The organism is Massilia sp. NP310 (genome assembly GCF_019443485.1).
In the GTDB taxonomy this organism is placed as follows: Bacteria; Pseudomonadota; Gammaproteobacteria; order Burkholderiales; family Burkholderiaceae_D; genus Telluria; species Telluria timonae.
This window is the reverse complement of record NZ_CP080379.1, coordinates 1,063,606-1,082,825: the sequence shown is the minus strand read 5'-3', so window position 1 is coordinate 1,082,825 and position 19,220 is coordinate 1,063,606. Positions and strand designations below refer to the sequence as shown.

Annotated in this window: 12 protein-coding genes and 1 pseudogene; 5 read left to right on the top strand and 8 right to left on the bottom strand. The window is 60.8% G+C overall.

What is annotated here, in order from left to right; genetic code table 11:
* The first annotated feature begins 62 nt into the window (after positions 1 to 62).
* The gene (locus KY496_RS04845) at positions 63 to 3,032 is read left to right on the top strand and encodes a Tn3 family transposase (protein ID WP_219864067.1); all 2,970 of its coding nucleotides are present in this window, start codon (positions 63 to 65) and stop codon (positions 3,030 to 3,032) included.
* A gap of 4 nt (positions 3,033 to 3,036) precedes the next feature.
* Here the strand turns inward: KY496_RS04845 and KY496_RS04840 are convergent, their stop codons facing one another.
* A complete protein-coding gene (locus tag KY496_RS04840) occupies positions 3,037 to 3,252 on the bottom strand; it encodes a mercuric transporter MerT family protein (protein ID WP_219864066.1) in 216 nt (71 codons plus the stop codon).
* Between the two features lie 65 nt (positions 3,253 to 3,317).
* Between KY496_RS04840 and merR the strand changes: the two genes are divergently transcribed.
* Positions 3,318 to 3,716 (top strand): Hg(II)-responsive transcriptional regulator, encoded by a 399-nt coding sequence (merR, locus tag KY496_RS04835; protein WP_219864065.1) that lies wholly within the window; start codon positions 3,318 to 3,320, stop codon positions 3,714 to 3,716.
* Positions 3,717 to 3,970: 254 nt separating this feature from the next.
* Here the strand turns inward: merR and KY496_RS04830 are convergent, their stop codons facing one another.
* The 3 genes from KY496_RS04830 to KY496_RS04820 form a co-directional block, all read right to left on the bottom strand.
* The gene (locus tag KY496_RS04830) at positions 3,971 to 5,773 is read right to left on the bottom strand and encodes a 2Fe-2S iron-sulfur cluster binding domain-containing protein (RefSeq protein ID WP_219864064.1); all 1,803 of its coding nucleotides are present in this window, start codon (positions 5,771 to 5,773) and stop codon (positions 3,971 to 3,973) included.
* Positions 5,770 to 6,462 carry a PepSY domain-containing protein gene (locus tag KY496_RS04825; RefSeq protein WP_219864063.1) on the bottom strand — a complete coding sequence of 231 codons (693 nt, stop codon included), beginning with the start codon at positions 6,460 to 6,462 and terminating at the stop codon, positions 5,770 to 5,772. Before KY496_RS04825 ends, KY496_RS04830 begins: the two co-directional genes overlap by 4 nt.
* A gap of 89 nt (positions 6,463 to 6,551) precedes the next feature.
* Entirely contained in the window at positions 6,552 to 9,146 is a 2,595-nt protein-coding gene (locus KY496_RS04820) for a TonB-dependent receptor (protein WP_229520422.1), read from the bottom strand.
* A 621-nt stretch (positions 9,147 to 9,767) separates the two neighbouring features.
* Between KY496_RS04820 and KY496_RS04815 the strand changes: the two genes are divergently transcribed.
* Positions 9,768 to 11,762: a TonB-dependent siderophore receptor gene (locus KY496_RS04815; protein ID WP_219864061.1), complete on the top strand. Its 1,995-nt coding sequence runs from the start codon at positions 9,768 to 9,770 to the stop codon at positions 11,760 to 11,762.
* A 46-nt stretch (positions 11,763 to 11,808) separates the two neighbouring features.
* Here the strand turns inward: KY496_RS04815 and KY496_RS04810 are convergent, their stop codons facing one another.
* Positions 11,809 to 12,858, bottom strand: coding sequence for an ABC transporter ATP-binding protein (locus tag KY496_RS04810; RefSeq protein ID WP_219864060.1), 1,050 nt, complete (start codon positions 12,856 to 12,858; stop codon positions 11,809 to 11,811).
* 55 nt (positions 12,859 to 12,913) lie between these two features.
* Here KY496_RS04810 and KY496_RS04805 point away from each other — a divergent pair, with 55 nt between their 5' ends.
* The gene (locus KY496_RS04805) at positions 12,914 to 14,554 is read left to right on the top strand and encodes an iron ABC transporter permease (protein ID WP_229520421.1); all 1,641 of its coding nucleotides are present in this window, start codon (positions 12,914 to 12,916) and stop codon (positions 14,552 to 14,554) included.
* Positions 14,555 to 14,640: 86 nt separating this feature from the next.
* Here KY496_RS04805 and KY496_RS04800 read toward each other — a convergent pair whose 3' ends face one another.
* Positions 14,641 to 15,663: a Fe(3+) ABC transporter substrate-binding protein gene (locus tag KY496_RS04800; protein ID WP_219864059.1), complete on the bottom strand. Its 1,023-nt coding sequence runs from the start codon at positions 15,661 to 15,663 to the stop codon at positions 14,641 to 14,643.
* 314 nt (positions 15,664 to 15,977) lie between these two features.
* Here KY496_RS04800 and KY496_RS27035 point away from each other — a divergent pair.
* A pseudogene (locus KY496_RS27035) lies at positions 15,978 to 16,545 on the top strand (IS30 family transposase); the annotation flags it as partial.
* Positions 16,546 to 16,980: 435 nt separating this feature from the next.
* On the opposite strand, the gene KY496_RS04790 reads toward KY496_RS27035, so the two are convergent.
* Both KY496_RS04790 and KY496_RS04785 read right to left on the bottom strand, forming a co-directional pair.
* The gene (locus KY496_RS04790; protein WP_219864057.1) at positions 16,981 to 18,372 is read right to left on the bottom strand and encodes a heavy metal sensor histidine kinase; all 1,392 of its coding nucleotides are present in this window, start codon (positions 18,370 to 18,372) and stop codon (positions 16,981 to 16,983) included.
* Positions 18,369 to 19,052 carry a heavy metal response regulator transcription factor gene (locus KY496_RS04785; RefSeq protein ID WP_219864056.1) on the bottom strand — a complete coding sequence of 228 codons (684 nt, stop codon included), beginning with the start codon at positions 19,050 to 19,052 and terminating at the stop codon, positions 18,369 to 18,371. The genes KY496_RS04790 and KY496_RS04785 overlap by 4 nt, the downstream gene beginning before the upstream one ends.
* Positions 19,053 to 19,220: the final 168 nt, after the last annotated feature.

Below are 19,220 nucleotides of genomic sequence, written 5' to 3'. Positions count from 1 at the left end.
AGCCCGGACTTTCCGCTCCACCCTGTGCTTCCCGTTTATCAAATTTCGAGGAAATCGAACGAATGCCACGCCGCTCACTGCTCTCCGACACTGAACGCGATAGTCTGTTGGCCTTGCCGGAGAGTCAGGATGAACTGATACAGCATTACAGCTTCACCGAAGCCGATATGGCTCTGATCCGGCAGCGCCGTGGCGACGCGAACCGGCTCGGGTTTGCTGTCCAGATGAGCTTGTTGCGCTACCCTGGCTGCGCGCTGGCCAGTGACACCAAGTTGCCAGAGCCGGTGGTTAATTGGGTTGCCAAACAGGTGCGTAGTGCTGCGGTGTCTTGGCCGGAATACGGCGAGCGGGCAAAGACACGGAACGAGCACTTACATGAACTGCGTGCCTACTTGGGGCTGTCCGTGTTCGGACTGTCCGACTTCAGGGAGCTGCTGCACAGACTGACGGATCTCGCTATGCAGACCGACAAGGCAATGATCCTTGCCGCGCATGCCCTCGAAACGCTGCGCCAAAAACGGATCATCCTGCCAGCGCTGGGCGTCATCGAGCGGGTCTGCGCCGAGGCCTTGACGAGGGCCAACCGGCGCATCTATCGCGGGTTGATCGGCCCATTGGAGCGTCATCACAAGCGCGCCTTGGACAACCTGCTCAACGTGGCACCGAAGATGAGCATCACCTGGCTCGTCTGGTTGCGGCAATCACCGCTCAAGCCCAATTCCCGCTACATGCGCGAACACATCGATCGGCTCAGGGTATTTCAGTCGCTGGCCCTGCCCGACGGACTAGGCCGCCAGATCCACCAGAACCGGCTGCTAAAGATAGCGAGGGAGGGGGCACAGATGACGCCGCGCGACCTTGCAAAGTTCGAGGACGAGCGGCGCTACGCCACTCTGGTCGCAGTGGTAATCGAGGGCATGGCCACTGTGACGGACGAGTTAGTCGACCTGCACGACCGGATCATGATCAAGCTGTTCAGCGCTGCCAAGAACAAGCATCAACAGGACTTCCAAAAGCAGGGCAAGGCGATCAACGACAAGGTGCGCTTATATTCGAAAGTGGGCCGCGCGCTGGTCGAAGCCAAGGAATCGGGTGGCGATCCGTATGCCGCGATTGAAGCGATCCTGTCCTGGTCAGACTTCGCTCAAAGCGTCACCGAGGCTGACCAGTTGGCGCAACCGGAATCGTTCGACCACCTGTCCTTGGTCGGCGAGCAGTACAGCACGCTGCGACGCTACACGCCAGAGTTCCTGGATGTGCTCAAGCTGAAGGCGGCGCCGGCCGCGCAAGCTGTTCTCGATGCGATCGAAGTGCTGCGCGAGATGAATGCTACCGGGGCGCGCAAGGTGCCCGACGTCGCGCCAACCTCCTTCGTCAAAACCCGATGGAAGTCGCTGGTTTTCACAGACGAAGGATACGATCGCCGCTTCTATGAAATCTGCGCGTTGTCGGAGTTGAAAAACGCACTGCGGTCCGGCGACATCTGGGTACAGGGCTCGCGTCAGTTCCGTGACTTCGAAGAATACCTACTGCCAGCGGAGAAATTCGGCGCCATGAAGGCAGCGCGCCAGTTGCCGATCGCGGTCAACCAAGACTGCGACCAATACCTCCATGACCGTTTGCTGCTGCTCGAAGAGCAGCTGGCGACTGTCAACCGCCTCGCGTTAGCCAACGAGCTGCCCGACGCGATTATCACCGACACGGGGTTGCGCATCAGCCCGCAGGACGCGGTGGTGCCGGACAAGGCGCAAGCGCTGATCAACCAAACAAGCGGGCTACTTCCCCGCGTCAAGATCACCGAGCTGCTAATGGACGTGGACGACTGGACCGGGTTCACTCGGCATTTCGTCCACCTCAAGAGCGGCGAGCAGGCCAAGGACCGCACTCTGCTGTTGTCGGCTATCCTTGCCGACGCGATCAATCTCGGCCTGACCAAGATGGCGGAGTCAAGCCCTGGCGCGACTTACGCGAAGCTGTCCTGGCTGCAGGCCTGGCACATTCGGGACGAGACCTATTCGGTCGGCCTAGCCGAACTGGTCAACGCCCAGTTCAAACATCCGTTCGCGGGGCACTGGGGCGACGGCACCACGTCGTCGTCGGACGGCCAGCGCTTCCGAGCCGGCGGCCGGGCCGAGAGCACGGGCCACATCAACCCGAAATACGGCGCCGAGGCGGGCAAGCTGTTCTACACCCATATTTCGGATCAATACGCCCCTTTCAGCACTAAGGTGGTCAACGTCGGCGTGCGCGACTCGACCTACGTGTTGGACGGCTTGCTGTACCACGAATCAGATCTGCGTATCGAAGAGCACTACACTGACACTGCCGGCTTTACTGACCACGTTTTCGCGCTGATGCACCTGCTGGGGTTTCGCTTCGCGCCACGCATACGCGACCTGGGCGACACCAAGCTGTACGTGCCTGGCAAGGTGACCGATCACCCAGCACTGCGGTCAATGATTGGCGGCAGCTTGAACATCAAACACCTGCGCGCGCACTGGGACGATGTGCTTCGCCTGGCTGCATCAATCAAGCACGGCACCGTAACTGCCTCTCTCATGCTGCGCAAGCTCGGCAGCTATCCTCGCCAGAACGGCTTGGCGATCGCGCTGCGCGAGCTAGGCCGCATCGAGCGTTCGCTATTCATCCTGGACTGGCTGCAAAACGTCGAGTTGCGCCGGCGCGTGCACGCCGGGTTAAACAAGGGGGAAGCGCGTAACGCGCTGGCCAGGGCCGTTTTCATCCACCGGTTGGGTGAGATCCGGGACCGGACGTTCGAACAGCAGCGGTACCGTGCGAGCGGCCTGAACTTGGTGACGGGCGCCATCGTGCTGTGGAATACGGTCTACCTGGAGCGGGCTACACAAGCGCTACGCGAGTCTGGCAGGCTAGACGACAACGGCATGCTGCAATTTCTCTCGCCGTTAGGCTGGGAGCACATCAACTTAACCGGGGATTACGTTTGGCGGCAGAACAGGAGGGTCGACGAAGGAAAATATCGGCCGCTGCGAGACCTCAAGGACCAGGCATAGAGCTTTAGCGCCCGATTTTTTCCGTTTTCCCTGTTTGCCCCATAAAGAGCACGGTCAGGCCGGTGAGGTTGGGGCTATATGGCTCGAATGTGATAAGGTGAGTCGCCCAGCCGCCGCCCACACCGAGCAATAGAAGAATGAGCGGACCGGCGCAACAAGCCGACGCGCCAAGCGCCGCCAAAACGCCTGCGACTAGAGATCCCTTCGTTCCGAATGCCATGCCCACTCCAACTGGTTTTACACAAGTATAGGATAAACTCCGTACACATATACGGAGTCAAGAGCATGACTGAAAAAATGACCATCAGCCGCCTCGCGGGTGCCGCCGGCGTGAATGTAGAGACGGTCCGGTTCTATCAACGAAGTGGACTGATCGATGAACCGACGCGGCCGTACATCGGCTATCGCACCTATGCGGACGACGATGTACGCCGAATTCGATTCATCAAACGGGCGCAGCTCCTTGGCTTTACGCTCGACGAAATCTCAAGCTTGCTGAAGCTTGAGGGCTCCCAGACTTGTGCAAGCACGCGCGACCTGGCGGCGAAAAAGCTCGCAATGGTCGAAGCGAAATTAAGCGATCTGCTCGCAATGAAAGCAGCTCTGGCAACAATGGTCTCCCGTTGCGACAGCGAACATCCCAGTGCCGGTTGCCCGATCATTCAAGCACTAATCGACGACTGATATCTGCCGGGATCTATGATTGGGAAGTCAACCACGGTACGGAGACGACGCTTACTACCTATCTCCGCCATTCACCTTTAAAACGAAGAAATCGTCGATTACAGGGTTAGTCGTCGGCCTGAATTCTTTCTGGTGATGAGTATGCTCAAGAAAGGGAAATGCAGAGGATGGACGGATCGCTGCCCATTTCGACCAGAGCTAGCACTACCGAATGCAGCCGTATAGTGCAGCCCTGGCGCGCTACAGGGTACCGGTCAGATCTTGAAGTCGTCGTAAGCGATCTTAGTGTCGTTCACCCCCAGCTCGCGTAGCATCGTCCGTGTAGCTGCTAGCATCGCCGGCGGACCGCACACGTAGAACTCAAGCGAGCCCAGGTTGGGGTGCATGCGCAAAAGACCATCTTTGACCTTCTCATGCACCAGTCCGCTAGGAATGTCGTTCTGCCCGCTCTCCTCCGATAGCACAAGATGCCAGTGAAAGTTCGGATACTTCGACGCAAAGTCGCGCATCTCGTCCATGTAAGGCGCATCGCGTCTGCTGCGTGCGCCGTACCAGAAGTGCAGCGGCTCCGTTGCGCCTTTTGCCAGCAGCTCATGGATCATTGCACGTAACGGGGCCATGCCGGCGCCGCCACCAATGAACACCTTTTCACGCCCGCCCGGTTTCAAAGCGAAGTCGCCAAACGGACCGCTAAAGCGCAGCTCGTCGCCGACCTTCAGCGTGTACATGTAGCCCGATCCCCTGCCCGGCTTCGGACCAGGTACGAAGCGGACCAGGAAAGTCAGTTGCCCGTCGCAGCGCTCGAGCGGCACGGCCACCGAATACGAACGGCGAACCGGCGCATCGTTCGCGAGCGCAGCCAGGGTGCCCGCAGTCCGCCAGTCCTCATGATGGTCCTCGGGGATCTCGAGATGGCTGGCATCGCGCTCGTACGCGGGAACATGGACCTGAACGTATGCCCCGGGACGACACGCTACAGGTGCGTTCGGGCGCACCGTTATCTCACGCAGGAAGGGCGACAAGGGTTTGACGCTTGTGACGACCCCTGCCCGCTCGGCGGCCAAGGCCATGGTGTCCCCGACGTCGATGTCGAGACTGCGTTTCACCGGAAGGTTGCAGGCCAGCCGGTAACCCGCCTCCAGTTTAGCGGGCGACAGCAGCGCGCGGTCGGCACTTGTCGGTACCGGTACATTGCCGACGCACCGGACTTCGCACAGGCCACAGCTTTGCCCGCCGCCGCAATTCGATGGCAGTTGCAGGCCGGAACGGGCAAGCGCCTGGAACACCGTATCGCCCTGTCCGGCATCGATTGAACGCTGCCGCGTCCCGCGACTGTCGACCAGGTTGACGGCGCGGCTCCGACGCCAGCGGCTCGGGACGAACTCCGCCAGGCGGACGCTGACAAAAAGTAACCAGACCCCTGTCAAGGCCATCCATAAGCCACCGATCGCGCTCGACACCAGCAGTGGGTTGTTGAAGTTGGTCCGCTCGCTATAGTCCATGATGTGGAGCATCCAGAACAGGTCGAACAAGCGCCAGGTACTGTTCCGGTGTTCCAGCACTGCGCCAGACTTGCTGGACACGTAGACCGTCGTGTCCTCGGCGTCATCGAAGTCGATGCGCCAGACCGGCTCGTCGTGTTTGCGCGTTTCCAGAGTGGATTCCTGGAGGCGGGGGGCGCCGGCCCTTCCAGGACCTGAGTACGATGCCTTCGCGACCCTTGCGGCGAGCCGCGCGTCGACTACGATAGCCGTCGCGTCGCTTGCGCGCACAAGCCAACTGCGCTTGTCGTTCTGGAGCCGATAAACAGGCTGGTCAAGCAGCCAGCCGGAGCTGATGGTCATGATGCTTTCTTTTGTGGCGGCCAGCACCGCATCCGTACTCAGGACATCGCGCGGCCATGCCGGCGGTGTCGGCGCCTTGATACGAAACTCGCGTCCAGCCACCTTGTCCCCGTCGAGCAGGCTCATCACAACCCCACTCGACATCCACAGCACAAACTGGATGGCCAGGATCAGTCCCACCCACTTATGAATTCGTCGCATCCAATGGCTCATGCGTGCTTCCTCCGCTTGAAACTGTAGAAGAGCAGCCAGGCGCCGCTCAGCGCGAAAGCCAGTCCGGAGATCGAAGCGACGCGCAGCAGCGTGTTGTTCACGTCCGCACGCGTTTCGTAGTCCATGATGTGGAACATCCACAGGAAATCGAACCACCTCCACAGCTCATGGCGCCGCGCGACGAGGTCGCCGCTAAAAGGCGAAAAGTACAGCGTCGTCTTGCCCGGCTCGTCGTAATGGACCGCCCAAAGAGGCACGGACCGCGTACCGACTTCCTGAGGTGCCTTGGTGACCCACTCCACGCCACGAATGCTGCCCTCGCCCACATAAGCCGCGTCGGCCAGTGCGACGACCTCTTCCCGCCCGAGCGGACTGAGCTTCCTGCCATCGGCTGCTTCCACCAAGGTGGTCTGCTGGCCCTGCTTGATTTCGTAGGTTTCCTTCCCGAGCAGGCTTTTCATCCGCACCGAGGTAATACCTGGGTATAATTCGTGGAGGCGTGCCTGCGTAATGCGGGTTGCCGACGGGTTGAGTCGTTCGGTCGGCACATGTGCCAGATGGTCCCCGTGGATGACCTCGAGCGGGACGACGACCATGTACAGGCCGCTGATCATCCAGAGCAGCGCCTGCACTCCGATGACAAGGCCGATCCATTTATGGGCGCGCCGCACCCAGAAAGCTAGTTGCATAGTGTTCGTGTTTGAGTTGTTACCCGGCAGGGAAAACCGGCCGCCGCGCATTATGCATGCACAACGGCCCACCTGGCATCATCCGATGCTTAGAATTTATAGCCGAGGCGCACGTGCCAGCGGCGACCAAGCAAGTCGTAGGTCATCGTGTCCGTATTTCCATCTGTCCAGCTCTGGATATACGGAGGACGCTTATCGAACAGGTTGTCGATGCCAACCGCCAGCGTCATTGCCTTGTTAAACGCATACTTCAGGCTGGCGTTGTGGTAAGCGACGCTCGGTGCGCGGGAGCCGATATCGCTTGGCGCGGCATTGATGTCCTCAGCGTTGCCGATGTACTGGACCGTATATGAACCGGACCATGGGCCGTTCGACGTGGTCAGGGAAGCCGTCGAGCGCCATTTGGCGTAGCTGCCGCGGCCACCCGTGATCTTGCCGGCATACTCGATGACCTCCCCGCCAGGGAATGGCGTGACATCGAACTCGCTGAGACGGGAAACATCTGCCGTCACCGACGACGACCAACCGAACAGGTTGAAGTCATACATGGCACCGAGGTCGATCCCGGCGACGCGCTGCTGCGCCGCGTTCTCGGGCTGGGATGAAAGGAAGTTGATTTCGCCGGTGCGCGGATCGCGCGTGAAGCTCTGCGGCCCGCAGAAAATGTGTGCCAGCCCTGGCGAGTTGTAGCACACCGACAATTTGGTCGAACCCGGTACCGTTTCGATCGCGTTGTTGATCTTGATGTTGAAATAGTCGAGCGTCAGCGTCAAGGCCTTCGACGGCGTCCAGACGGCACCGACCGTGAACGTGTCCGCCTCCTCCGGTTTGAGGTTCTGGTTGCCGCCGCCTGTCGTCAGGATCGATGGTCCGAATTGCCTGAATCCGGCAGGCAAACCAGACGCCTGGCAGTTCTTGTAGACCGCAGAGTTCGGATCAAGTGTATTCCAGTTGTTGCACGGATCGGTCGTGGTCAAGTTGCCTTCCGAGACACCGCCGAACAGTTCCGGCACGTTCGGTACGCGGAATGCCGTCGAGCGGTTTGCTCGCATCTTCAGCGAGGGGATGACCTGCCAGTCGAGACCGAGCTTGTAGGTGCCTTGCGACCCGAACAGGCTGTAGTCGGAGTAGCGCGCCGCTGCATTCAGGGTCAACGAATCCACCAGGGGCAGCTTGGCCAACAGGGGCACAGCCAGCTCGGCAAACACCTCCCGTGCGCTGTACTCACCGGCGATCGGGTCCTGGGCGGGGGTATTGGCCGCGCCCGACACAATCATGCTGTCCGGGTCGCGCCAGCCGCGCTCGCGGCGGTACTCGAAACCGGATGCGAAACCGAGTGGGCCAGCCGGCAGGGTGAACAGTTCGCCGCTGATGCTCGCATTAAAGCTCTTCTGGTCGTTACCGCCGTGGTCGCGCGTCGTGAAGTGAATGTAGTCGAGGACCGCCGGACTGAGATTGCCGTAACCAAGGTAGTTGCCGCACGGCGCAGCGCCTGCCCTGCCGCAGGTAGCGGCATTGAGTGTGGCGTCGACGCGATCAAGGTTGATGATGTTCGTCATCCCGTCGACGCCGGTGTTGCGGCCCCAGTTGAGGGATGCCGACCAATCCCATTTCTCGCCGATAACGCCCTTCAATCCGGCGAGTACCCGGAAGGTATTCGTCTCCTGGAAGAAGTAGCGCGGGCCGACTTCTGCCACCCTGCGGCGCTCCAGCGTCAGGTCCTGCCCAGTGGGGTTGGTCGGATGGCTGGCAGCGATGTTGATCGGGCGATAGACTCCGATCGCACCGGGTGTCGCGAGCTGCTTGGACTTGCGGTTCGTGAACATGACCTCGCTGAACAGGTCGACCTGGTCGGTCAGACGCACATTGCCGAAGGCACTCGCGCCGATGCGCTTGATCGGATTGACCGCGTTCAGGAAAGGATTGCTGTTATAGGCATGCCGTGCCGCGCTGTAGGTCTCAAAGCCCCGTGGGTTGCCGTTCGGATCCTGGTTGAAGTTGACGCGACGGCCGTCGGCAAGCCGCGCCCGTCCGCCGATGGTGGACGAGCTGCCCGAGCACACCAACTCACCGTCTTCCTCGAACAGCGAACACGGTGCCCGGGATGCCAGGTTGACTGCTTCGCTTTCGGAGTAGTTCAGGGACCCCATCAGGGATCCACGCTCACTCTTGGTGCCCCACACGATGTCCGCAGACTTCTCCGCGCCGTCACCACGCTCGGTCTTCCCGTAACGCGCTGAGGCTTCGACGCCGTCGATGGCCTTCTTGGTGATGATATTGACGACCCCGGCCACCGCGTCCGCGCCGTAGATCGCCGATGCGCCGTCCTTCAGTACTTCGATTCGTTCGATCATCGCCACCGGAATCATGTTCAGGTCGACCGCGCTGTTGGCGCCCGTCCCGCCGGAGACAACCCGGCGCCCGTTCAGAAGCACCAGCGTCCTGTCGATGCCCAGGCCGCGCAGGTTGACTTGGGTGGTGCCGTAGCCGTTGCTGGTCCAGTACGCACTGGACTGGCTGCCCGCCGTGCCAGCGGAGGACGGAAGGCGCTGCAGCAGGGTTTCGATCGAAATCGCGCCTGAGCGCTGGATGGTATCCGCATCGATCACGGTAACCGGTCCCACTCCCGACACTTGTTCCTGCCGCAGGTTGATACGGCTGCCGGTGATCTGGACGCGCTGCATTGCTCCCGGTTCAGCGGTCTCACCTGTGGCTGGCTGTTGTGCATATGCGCTCTGCTGCAAGACCATCAATGCAAGCGCGGCTGTCGTTCTTGGGACGTACCTGTAAGCCATTTACCCTCCGGGTTGTTTTTGTAATTGCTGCTGGACTGAAGCCGACTGTCCGTACAAGCTTCGGCGCTGAATTGGGCTGCAGACCAAAACGTACCTGTCTATACATCCTTGCCACGAATCCAATGTAGCCAGAAGTCTACAATTTGGCAATAAAAGTGTGTTTTTACAACACTTTGCAGTACAACATTTTTTTCCATGCAAAAAGGCCAATGCATATTCACGTCGATCGCTCTGCTGTTTTACTTTGCTTGCCGACGCCGTGTGTTGGCCCAAGAGGTCGAGTTCGGTTTAGAACCTTACGCGCCCTGCCCCATTATTAACCGCGAAATCTTTCCTGCAGATAAGGCATTGCCGTAATATGATTAATAACCGTTCTCATTCTCATTTACATTTCTCTCGACGATCATGCGTTCTTCAACTTTCTTCCGTCCGGCTCCCATTACCCTTGCCGTGGCAGGTACTCTCCTGAGCTGCACGGCGTTTGCAAACGACGACCAGCAGCCGGGCCCAGTGGCCGTCGTTGAAGTGCTCGGCTCAGCCGACCGTGGCTATGTCGAAAAATCGACCGTCAGCGTGATGAAGACCGATACGCTGCTGCGTGACACGCCGCAGTCGGTGACGGTGATCACGCGCCAGTTGATGAACGACCAGGCCATGCAGAGCATCGCCGACGCGATCCGCTACGTGCCAGGGATTGTCACAGCCCAGGGCGAAGGTAATCGCGACGCAGCCGTGTTCCGTGGCAATAGCTCGACTGGCGATTTCTTTATCGACGGTATGCGCGACGATGTGCAGTATTATCGCGACTTCTACAACATCGACAGCCTCGAGGCCATCAAGGGCGCCAATGCCATGATTTTCGGCCGCGGCGGTTCGGGTGGCGTGATCAATCGCGTCAGCAAGCAGGCGCGCTGGGCGCCCGTGGCGGATGTCAACCTCTCCGTCGGCTCGTATGGCCACAAGCGCGCCGCCGTCGATGTCGGCGGGGCAGTGAGCCCGGACCTGGCGCTGCGCGTCAATGCCATGGCCGAACGGTCGGACAGCTACCGCGATGGCGTCACGCTCGAGCGTAAGGGCATCAATCCGACCATGAGCCTGCGCGCCGGCAGGAACACCCGCATCAGCCTCGGCTACGAGCACTTCCGCGACGACCGCATCGCCGACCGCGGCGTGCCTTCGTTCAATGGACGTCCATTCGACACCGACGTGTCGACCTTTTTCGGCAATGCCGAGCTGAGCCCGACTGGCGTGCGCGTGGATGCCTTCTCGGCGTACGTCGAACACGATGCCGGCAATGGCCTCATGCTGCGCAACCGCACCCGTGTCGCCAAGTACGACAAGTTCTACCAGAACGTGTATGCCAACAGCGCCGTCAACGCAGCCACCGGCCGTCTCGCCGTGGGCGCCTATCTCGATACGACCGAACGCAACAATCTGTTTAACCAGACCGACCTGAGCTACGCGCTGGCGACCGGCAGCATCACCCACAAGATCGCTGCCGGCATCGAGCTCGGGCGCCAGGAAACCGATAACGCGCGTCGCGGCGGTGTCTTCGCGGGTACCCCGAGTGTTCTCGCCAGTAACCCGATCTATACCGGCGGCGTCAGCTTCCCGACGGCGACCACCAGCAACTACAGCGAGGCCAAGGTTGCGTCCGTATATCTGCAGGACCAGATCATCTTCTCGCCCCAGTGGCAGGCAGTGGCGGGCTTGCGCTACGACCGCTTCAGCGTCGACTTCAACAATCGCCTTGCAACCAGCAACGGCCAGTTCGAGGTGACCGATACGCCGGTCTCCCCACGTTTCGGCCTGATCTACAAACCGATGGAAGCGATGTCGCTGTATGCCAGCTATAGCCGCGCCTACCTGCCGCGCGCCGGCGATCAGCTCACCTCGCTTACCGCAAGCAACCGTGCTTTCGATCCCGAGAAATTCGACAATGTCGAACTTGGCGTGAAGTGGGACGTGACCCCGCTGCTGGCCGCTAGCGCCGCCGTCTATCAGCTCGACCGCAGTAACGTCGTCGTGCCGGGCGCGGTGGCCGGCACCAGCATCCTGGTCGACGGCCAGCGCAGCAAGGGCGTCGAACTGGATCTGACGGGACGCGTGACGCAAGCACTCAGTGTCATGGGTGGCTACGCTTATCAGGATGCGGTGCTGACCGCCGACCAGTCGGCTACCGTGCGTTCCGGCGCCATGCTGGCGATGGTGCCGAAGCACACGTTCTCACTGTGGAGCCGCTATGACTTCAGCGCACCGCTGGCCGCGGCCCTGGGCGTGGTGTATCGCGACAGTCTCTACACCTCGACTTCGAACACGGTGATGCTGCCCTCGTTCACCCGCATCGATGGCGCCGTCTTCTACCGTTTCAGCAAGCAGTACCGCTTGCAGTTGAACGTGGAAAACCTGTTCGACAAGAAGTACTGGGCATCGGCCCACAACGACAACAACATCACGCCGGGCGCGCCGCGCAGCGTGAAACTGTCGCTGTTCGCCAGCTTCTGAACCTGTCCGGGCACCTGCCGCCGGCCTCGCAAGGGGCCGGCAGCGGTCAATCGGGGAAGGCGACCACGTGGTCGACGTCGAGGCGGATGCCGATCCGTTCGCCCGGCGCATGGTCGTGGTGGCTCGGAACCAGCGATAGTACTTCCTGTCCGCTGCCGAGCTTGAGCGTATAGAGAAATTCCGCCCCGCGAAACGCCTTCGCCACCACCTCGGCTGTCACGGGGCTGGCGTCGTCGTGCACGACGTCGTCCGGGCGCAGCAGGACGGCGACGGCGTCCCCAGGCTGCCACGCCCGCGCGCTGCCTGCTGGGGCGTTGCGCAGTGCGCCGAGCTCGATGCCGATGGCACCGCCCGCCAATACCTGGCCGGGTACGAATGCGCCCTGGCCGATGAAATCGGCCACGAAGCGGTTGGCCGGACGGTGATACAAGTTGTAGGGCGTGTCCCACTGCTGGATGCGGCCCTGGTGCATGACACCCACCTGGTCGGCCATCGCAAACGCTTCGTGCTGGTCGTGCGTGACCAGGACCGCCGTCGTGCCCTCGGCGCGCAGGATGGCGCCGACTTCGGCCGCCAGGCGTTCACGCAGATCCACGTCGAGGCTGGAAAACGGTTCGTCGAGCAGCAGCAGGCGCGGCCGCGGGCCCAGGGCGCGCGCCAGCGCGACACGCTGCTGCTGGCCGCCCGACAGCTCATGCGGATACCTGTCGGCCTGGCTCGGCAGTCCGACCAGTTCCAGCAAGGCATGCACACGGGTCTTGCGCTCGGCGGAGGGCAGGGCCTGCAAGCCGAAGGCAATATTGGCCGCCACGCTCAGGTGCGGAAACAGCGAGTAATTCTGGAACACCATGCCGATGCGGCGCCGTTCGGGGGGCACGTGGGTGGACATCGCGCTGACCACCTCTCCGCCAACCCGGATGGTACCGGCATCGGGGCGCTCGAAACCGGCGATGCAGCGAAGCACGGTGGTCTTGCCGCAGCCGGACGGTCCGAGCAGGCAGCCGATCGTGCCGGGCGCCAGCTCGAGCGACAAGTCGCCCACGACAGGGTGGCCGCCGTAAGCATGAGAAAGCTGCTGGAGTTCAAGAAGCGCCATGGTGGTCCTACGAAATAAAGGACCCATTATAATTGCTTTATTTCTTTAGGTTATTGTGGCGAAATCGGCATTCAACCCCCTGCAAGCGGCGGCACTGGTGGTCGCGGCCCTGGTAGCGGTGCCCTTGCTGACCGTGGCGGCGTCGCTGCTGCCCGGCGCGGGCGGCGAGACCTGGGCCCACCTGGTCGACACCGTGCTCGCGTCGTATATTCTCAGCACCCTTTACCTGTGCGCGGTCGTCGGCACTGGTACGGTCGTGATCGGCACGGGCGCCGCCTGGCTGGTCACGATGCACGACTTTCCAGGGCGGCGCCTGTTCGAGTGGGCGCTGGTGCTGCCGCTGGCGGTGCCGACCTACGTGATGGCCTATACCTATACCGACTTGCTGCAGTTCGTCGGGCCGGTCCAGACCTGGCTGCGCGCCACGTTTGCGCTCACGCCAGGCAGCTACTGGTTTCCCGACATACGCACCCTTGGCGGCGCGGCCGTGATCTTCACCTTCGTGCTGTATCCGTATGTGTACCTGCTGGCCCGCTCGACCTTCCTGGAACGGGCCGGCGGCATGCTCGACGTCGGACGTTCTCTGGGACTGGGACCATGGCGGCGCTTCTTCACGATCGCCGTGCCGCTGGCGCGTCCCGCCATTGCCGCCGGCGCCGCGCTGGCCTTGATGGAAACCCTGGCCGACTATGGCGCGGTCTCGTATTTCGGCGTTCAAACGTTCACGACAGGCATCTACCGCGCCTGGTTTTCCCTGGGCGACCGCGAGGCGGCGGCGCAGCTGGCTGCGGCCTTGTTGGGCTTCGTGGCGTTGCTGCTCCTGATCGAGCAACTCAGCCGCGCCCGCGCCCGCTTCGACGTCGCCGGCGGTCGCCAGGCCGGCCATCCGGGCGACCGCCTGAAGGGCCTGCGCGCGGCTGCGGCCGTCGTGTTCTGCAGCGTCCCGCTCGGCGCCGGCTTCCTGCTGCCCGCCGCGGTCTTGCTGCACATGGCGATCACCAGCGGCGACGCCCAGTTCGGCGAACGCTTCCTTGTGCTTGCCCGGAACAGCTTCATGCTGGCCGCGCTGGCGGCGGTCCTGGCCGTGGCGATTGCGGTGCTGCTGGCCTATGCCGCGCGCACCGCGCGCGGCAGCCTGCACCGCAACGTCAACCGCCTGGCCGGGCTTGGCTACGCGCTGTCAGGCACGGTCATCTCGGTGGGCGTGCTGCTGCCGGTGACCAAGCTCGATACCTGGCTGGCCTCGTCCTGGATGCAGCTGACCGGTACTAATCCGGGCTTGCTGCTGACCGGCGGCATCGCAGCGCTGGTGTACGCCTACCTGGTGCGCTTCCTGGCCGTCTCGCTGCAGACGGTGGAGGCGGGCCTGGGCAAGATCACCACGTCGATGGATGACGCTGCGCGTTCGCTCGGCCACGGCGCGCCGGCCACGCTAAGGCGCATCCACATCCCCATGCTGCGCGGCAGCCTGCTGACGGCCGGCCTGCTGGTGTTCGTGGAGGTCATGAAGGAATTGCCGGCAACCCTGGTCATGCGACCCTTCAATTTCGATACCTTGGCTACCCAGGCCCATGTGCTGGCCTCGGATGAACGCCTGACCGAAGCCTCGACGGCGGCGCTGGCGATCGTCGCCGTCGGCGTGCTGCCGCTGATGGTTCTGACCCGCGAGATCGCGCGCAGCCGCCATGGGCGCTGAGCGGCGCAGCGCTTGAAACGAGCAATGCCGTCCAGTGCGAACCGGACGGCATTGTCGACGTACTGCCAGTCTGTGAAGAAGGCGGATCAGCGCCAGCCGGCGCGGTCGTAGATCTTCTGGACTTCGGCTTGCTTCGCAGCCAAGGCGCCAACTTTCACGGTATCGGCCTTGAAGTTGCCCATCGCGGCCAGACCGGGATTGTTGGTCTTGACGCTGGCAACGACAGGCCACTCGTTATTCCCGTCAGCAAAATACACCTGTGCCTGGTTCGATGCCAGGTATTCCAAGAACTTGACCGCGGACTCCTTGTTGGGCGCGGTCTTGAGCATGCCGCCGCCGGAAATGTTTATATGGGCGCCCGTGGTCTTCTGGTTCGGCCAGATGACCGTGACGTTTTCCATGACCTTCTTGTCTTCCGGCTTGTCCGAGCGCAGCATGCGCGCGACATAGTAGGAATTTGCCAGAGTAACCCCGCACTCGCTGGCAGCGACGGCCTTGATCTGGTCGGTGTCGCCACCCTTCGGCGCGCGCGCAAAGTTCTCCACCAGGCCCTTGGCCCAAGCCTGCGTCTTTTGCGCGCCGTGGTGATTGAGCATGGCGGCGCCGAGCGACAGGTTATACGGATGGGCACCCGAACGCACGCACACCTGGCCCTTGAGCTGCGGATTGGCAAGGCTCTCGTAGGTCTGGACATCGGCCGCGTTCACGCGCGCCTTGTTGGCGACAATGACGCGCGCGCGCTGCGAAAACGCGAACCAGTTGTCCGTGCGCAGATGCGCCGGGATACGCTGCGTCAATACCGCCGACTTGACCGGTGCGAACAGGCCCATTTCCTCGGCCTTGCCCAGCCTTGCCGCATCGACGGTCAAGAAGACGTCGGCCGGGCTGTGGGCACCCTCGTTGCGCAGACGCTCGAGCAGCTCGTTGTCACCCGCTTCGATGCGGTTGATCTTGATTCCGGTCTGCTTCGTGAAATCCGTGTACAGCGCTTCATCGGTCTGGTAATGGCGTGCGGAATACAAGTTCAGTACTTTGTCTTGACCAATGGCGGGCAAGGTCACCAGCGAGGCTAAGGTAAGGGCTGCGATTTTGTTCGGGCTCACGATCATCCTGTAGTTAATTAAAACTGCAGGGTAACAAAACGAGCGGGCAGATGCAAATGACTCTCATTTACTTCATCGCTGAAAAACCAGATTCAGATAAACTGAATACCGCAAGCATAGCGGCAAGGTGGGCGATGGCGGACGTGCAAGATGTCGGAAGGGCAGTCTCTAAGACCAAGTGCAACATTCTTTCCTGTAGAGTGTTGCGATGCCAAAAATTTATACCCATCTGGCGCAAGAGCGTGCCGTCGTGATGACCATGCGGGATGACCAGTGCAGTGTCCGAGCCATTGTTAACCGCCTTGGCAGTGCCCCGAGGCAGTCGGGGCGTCGACCGCCGAGGCCAGATCAAGGGCATGCAGAGCATCCACATCCGTCCGCCCGCGGTCGAGGACCGCCTCATCCCTGGCGATTAGGAGGGTGACCTAATCAAGGGCGGAGGCAATCGTTCCTTGGTCGGCACCCTGGTCGAGCGAACCACCCGCTTCGTGGTGCTAGCCAAGATGGGACAATGCCGGGACCTGTACGGTGGTCGAGAGTTTCTCGGCCGTGCTCAACCGTCAGCCGGCGGGAATGCGCAATCGATGACCTACGACCAAGGCCGCAAAATGCACGGCCACAAAATCGTGACCAAGCGTACCGGCGTGTAGATTTACTTTGCCGACCCGCACAGCCCGTGGCAGCGCGGTTCCAATGAAAACACCAATGGCTTGCTGAGGCAGTACATGCCAAGGGCTCGGACCTGTCGATCTACTCCACGACGATCTCGACGCCAAAGTGCTCTCGCTTAATACCCGACCGCGAGAAACGCTCGGCTGGAAAACGCCGCTTGCCGTCTATGCCGAGCATATGGCTCGACTACAATTGCAAGCCGATTTGATCCATTGACCCGGTGTTGCACTTGGATCTTGAGACTGCCCCCGTAGTCGACATACGCGCGGTCGGCCAACCGATTAATAAGCGGTTGGCGCGCTGCTGGCCACCGCTTAAGGTAGCGAGCCCTCAGCTTAACGTCGATATCGGACTGACTCAAATTGGCCGAGCTCCACGAAAGCCGGGCGGGTCAGCCCCCGAATAGTCACTGATTCACTTGCCCAACCAAGGCCGCGAGTGTCTGCGAGGCCAGGCGCAGTGACTACAGCGATATCCCCTTGCACGGAGTTCGGGAACAGGACATCGGGCGCATTTACTAGGGAGATCCGGACAACGGTCAACCATATCGATCTCGTCCAAGGAGCAAGCGCGTAAACCCAATAATTTGGGCGGTTCGCTCAACACGGCGGTAGCGCCAAAACCGAAAATACTCAGGCAGGTGCCGGTGGCTCAATTACACGGTACAGCAATCGAAAAAACGGTTCCATCGTGACTCGATTGCGCGCTAATTTCACCACCATGGCTCGTGACAATTGCTTGGGTAATCGCCAGCCCGAGTCCGGCCCCTTCGACATTTTGCTGCGTATGGCTGCGATTCGATTCCGCCCGATAGAAGCGTTCAAAGATATGTGGCAATACCTCTGGATCGATCCTCGGCCCCGGATTGTGTACGGCCACGATTACTCGAGCACGCTCGGGTCGGATGGCTATGTGGATCGCCTGACCAGCTGGCGTAAAGCGTAGCGCATTCGACAGCAGGTTGCTGATAGCGCGCCGTATCATCAAGCGGTCACCCATGATCTTGCCACGACCAGACAACTCCAGGGCAACCCCCTTCTCCTCAGCCAGCGCTTCATAGAAATCAAACAGTGCCTCGACCTCCTGTTCCAGTGCGATTTCTTCACGCGATGGCAGCAGCATGCCCTGCTCTGCGCGGGCCAGGAACAGCATGTCAGACACCATTCTCGCCAGCCGGTCAAATTCCTCCGCATTCGATGCCAGTACCTCGCGATATTCTGTACCACTTCGGGTTTGGCTGAGCGCGACTTGGGTTTGTGTCATCAAATTGCTGATGGGTGTGCGCAGTTCATGCGCGATATTTGCTGAAAACTCAGACAACCTGCGAAATGCATCTTCCAGTCGATGCAACATCTGGTTGAGTGTAGCTGCTAGTTCCGCCATTTCAACGGGCACCGACTCGATCGGCATACGCAAATCCAGCTTCCCTGCAGTCACGCTGGATGCCCGTTCTTTCATCGCGTACAGTGGCATTAATCCGTGCCGGACCACCAGCCAACCAAGCAGCCCGCATCCAAGGGCTGCCAGCACCACATAGCTTCCCAGGGCACGGCGAAATTTCACCATGAAATCAGTATGATGATTGATTTCAATGGCAATCGCGACTCTTACCGGCCGCGACGCCGGCATCTGGGTCGGAATGGCCACCGCTATACCGTAGAGTTGTCGCCTCCCATCCTGCCATGTGATTGGCTCAGAACGGCTGGGGACTGTCTGCTTGAACAAAGCGTCGAGAAACCGTGCTCCACTATTGGCATACAACGTTGCGCCATCCGGGCCGAACGCAGCGACCGCAAGATCATTTTGCCCCCCGAAGGCATCCTGGAACTGGCCCGGGAGCGCGGCAAGCGAGACAGGCGAATCGATCCGCGACACCAGGTTCCTGGCCACTTGCAATTTGCCGAGCAAGGCGTCGCGGTCTTGCGCTGCGAAGTGCCATTCCAGTGCGATCAGAGTCACCCCACCCAAAACGGCCAGCGCCACACTGGCGACAATGGCAAACAAGGTCGTTAGCCGGGTAGTGAGAGAAAAGCGCCGCATCATGTATTCACGTCCGACTCCAGCACATACCCCATCCCACGCACCGTCTTGAGCAGTTTTGGCTCGAACGGATCATCAATTTTACTGCGCAATCGGCGCACGGCGACTTCCACCACATTAGTATCGCTATCGAAATTCATGTCCCACACTTGAGAAGCAATCAAAGAGCGCGGCAGCACCTCGCCTTGCCGGCGCAGCAGCAGTTCGAGCAATGCAAATTCCTTGGCCGTCAAATCGATACGCCTGCCCGAGCGCGTGACGCGTCGCCGCAACAGATCCAGTTCCAGATCGGCCACAGACAATGAGGTGGCCTCGGTGCTGCTGCGGCCGCGCCGAAGCAAGGTGCGCACGCGGGCCAGCAGCTCGGAAAACGCAAACGGTTTGACCAGATAGTCATCCGCTCCCAATTCGAGCCCCTTGACCCGATCTTCTACCCGGTCGCGCGCAGTCAGGAACAGTACAGGCAGTTGCTTTCCCATTTGTCGCAGAGTTTGCAGGATCTGCAAACCATCCATTCCTGGCAGCATGATGTCCAGCACTAGCAAGTCGTATTCGGAAGTGAGCGCCAGGTGCAGTCCGTCCGGACCGTTGCGTACCAGATCGGTGGCATAGCCCGCTTCATGCAAGCCCTGCCGCAGATACTCACCTGTCTTGATCTCATCCTCAATAATCAACAATTTCATCCATTGCCCCTTCTCTGATCACGCTAGTGTGCCTGCAAAAAGCACCCATTGCCAAGATTACGGAAATGTAATCTTGGTGTCATCTTGGTGTTGGCCTTCCCCTGCCAAAATTCCCCTGTGTCAAAAGATTCGTGTCCTGCACTTGGATTGTTCAACGAAGTACAACAG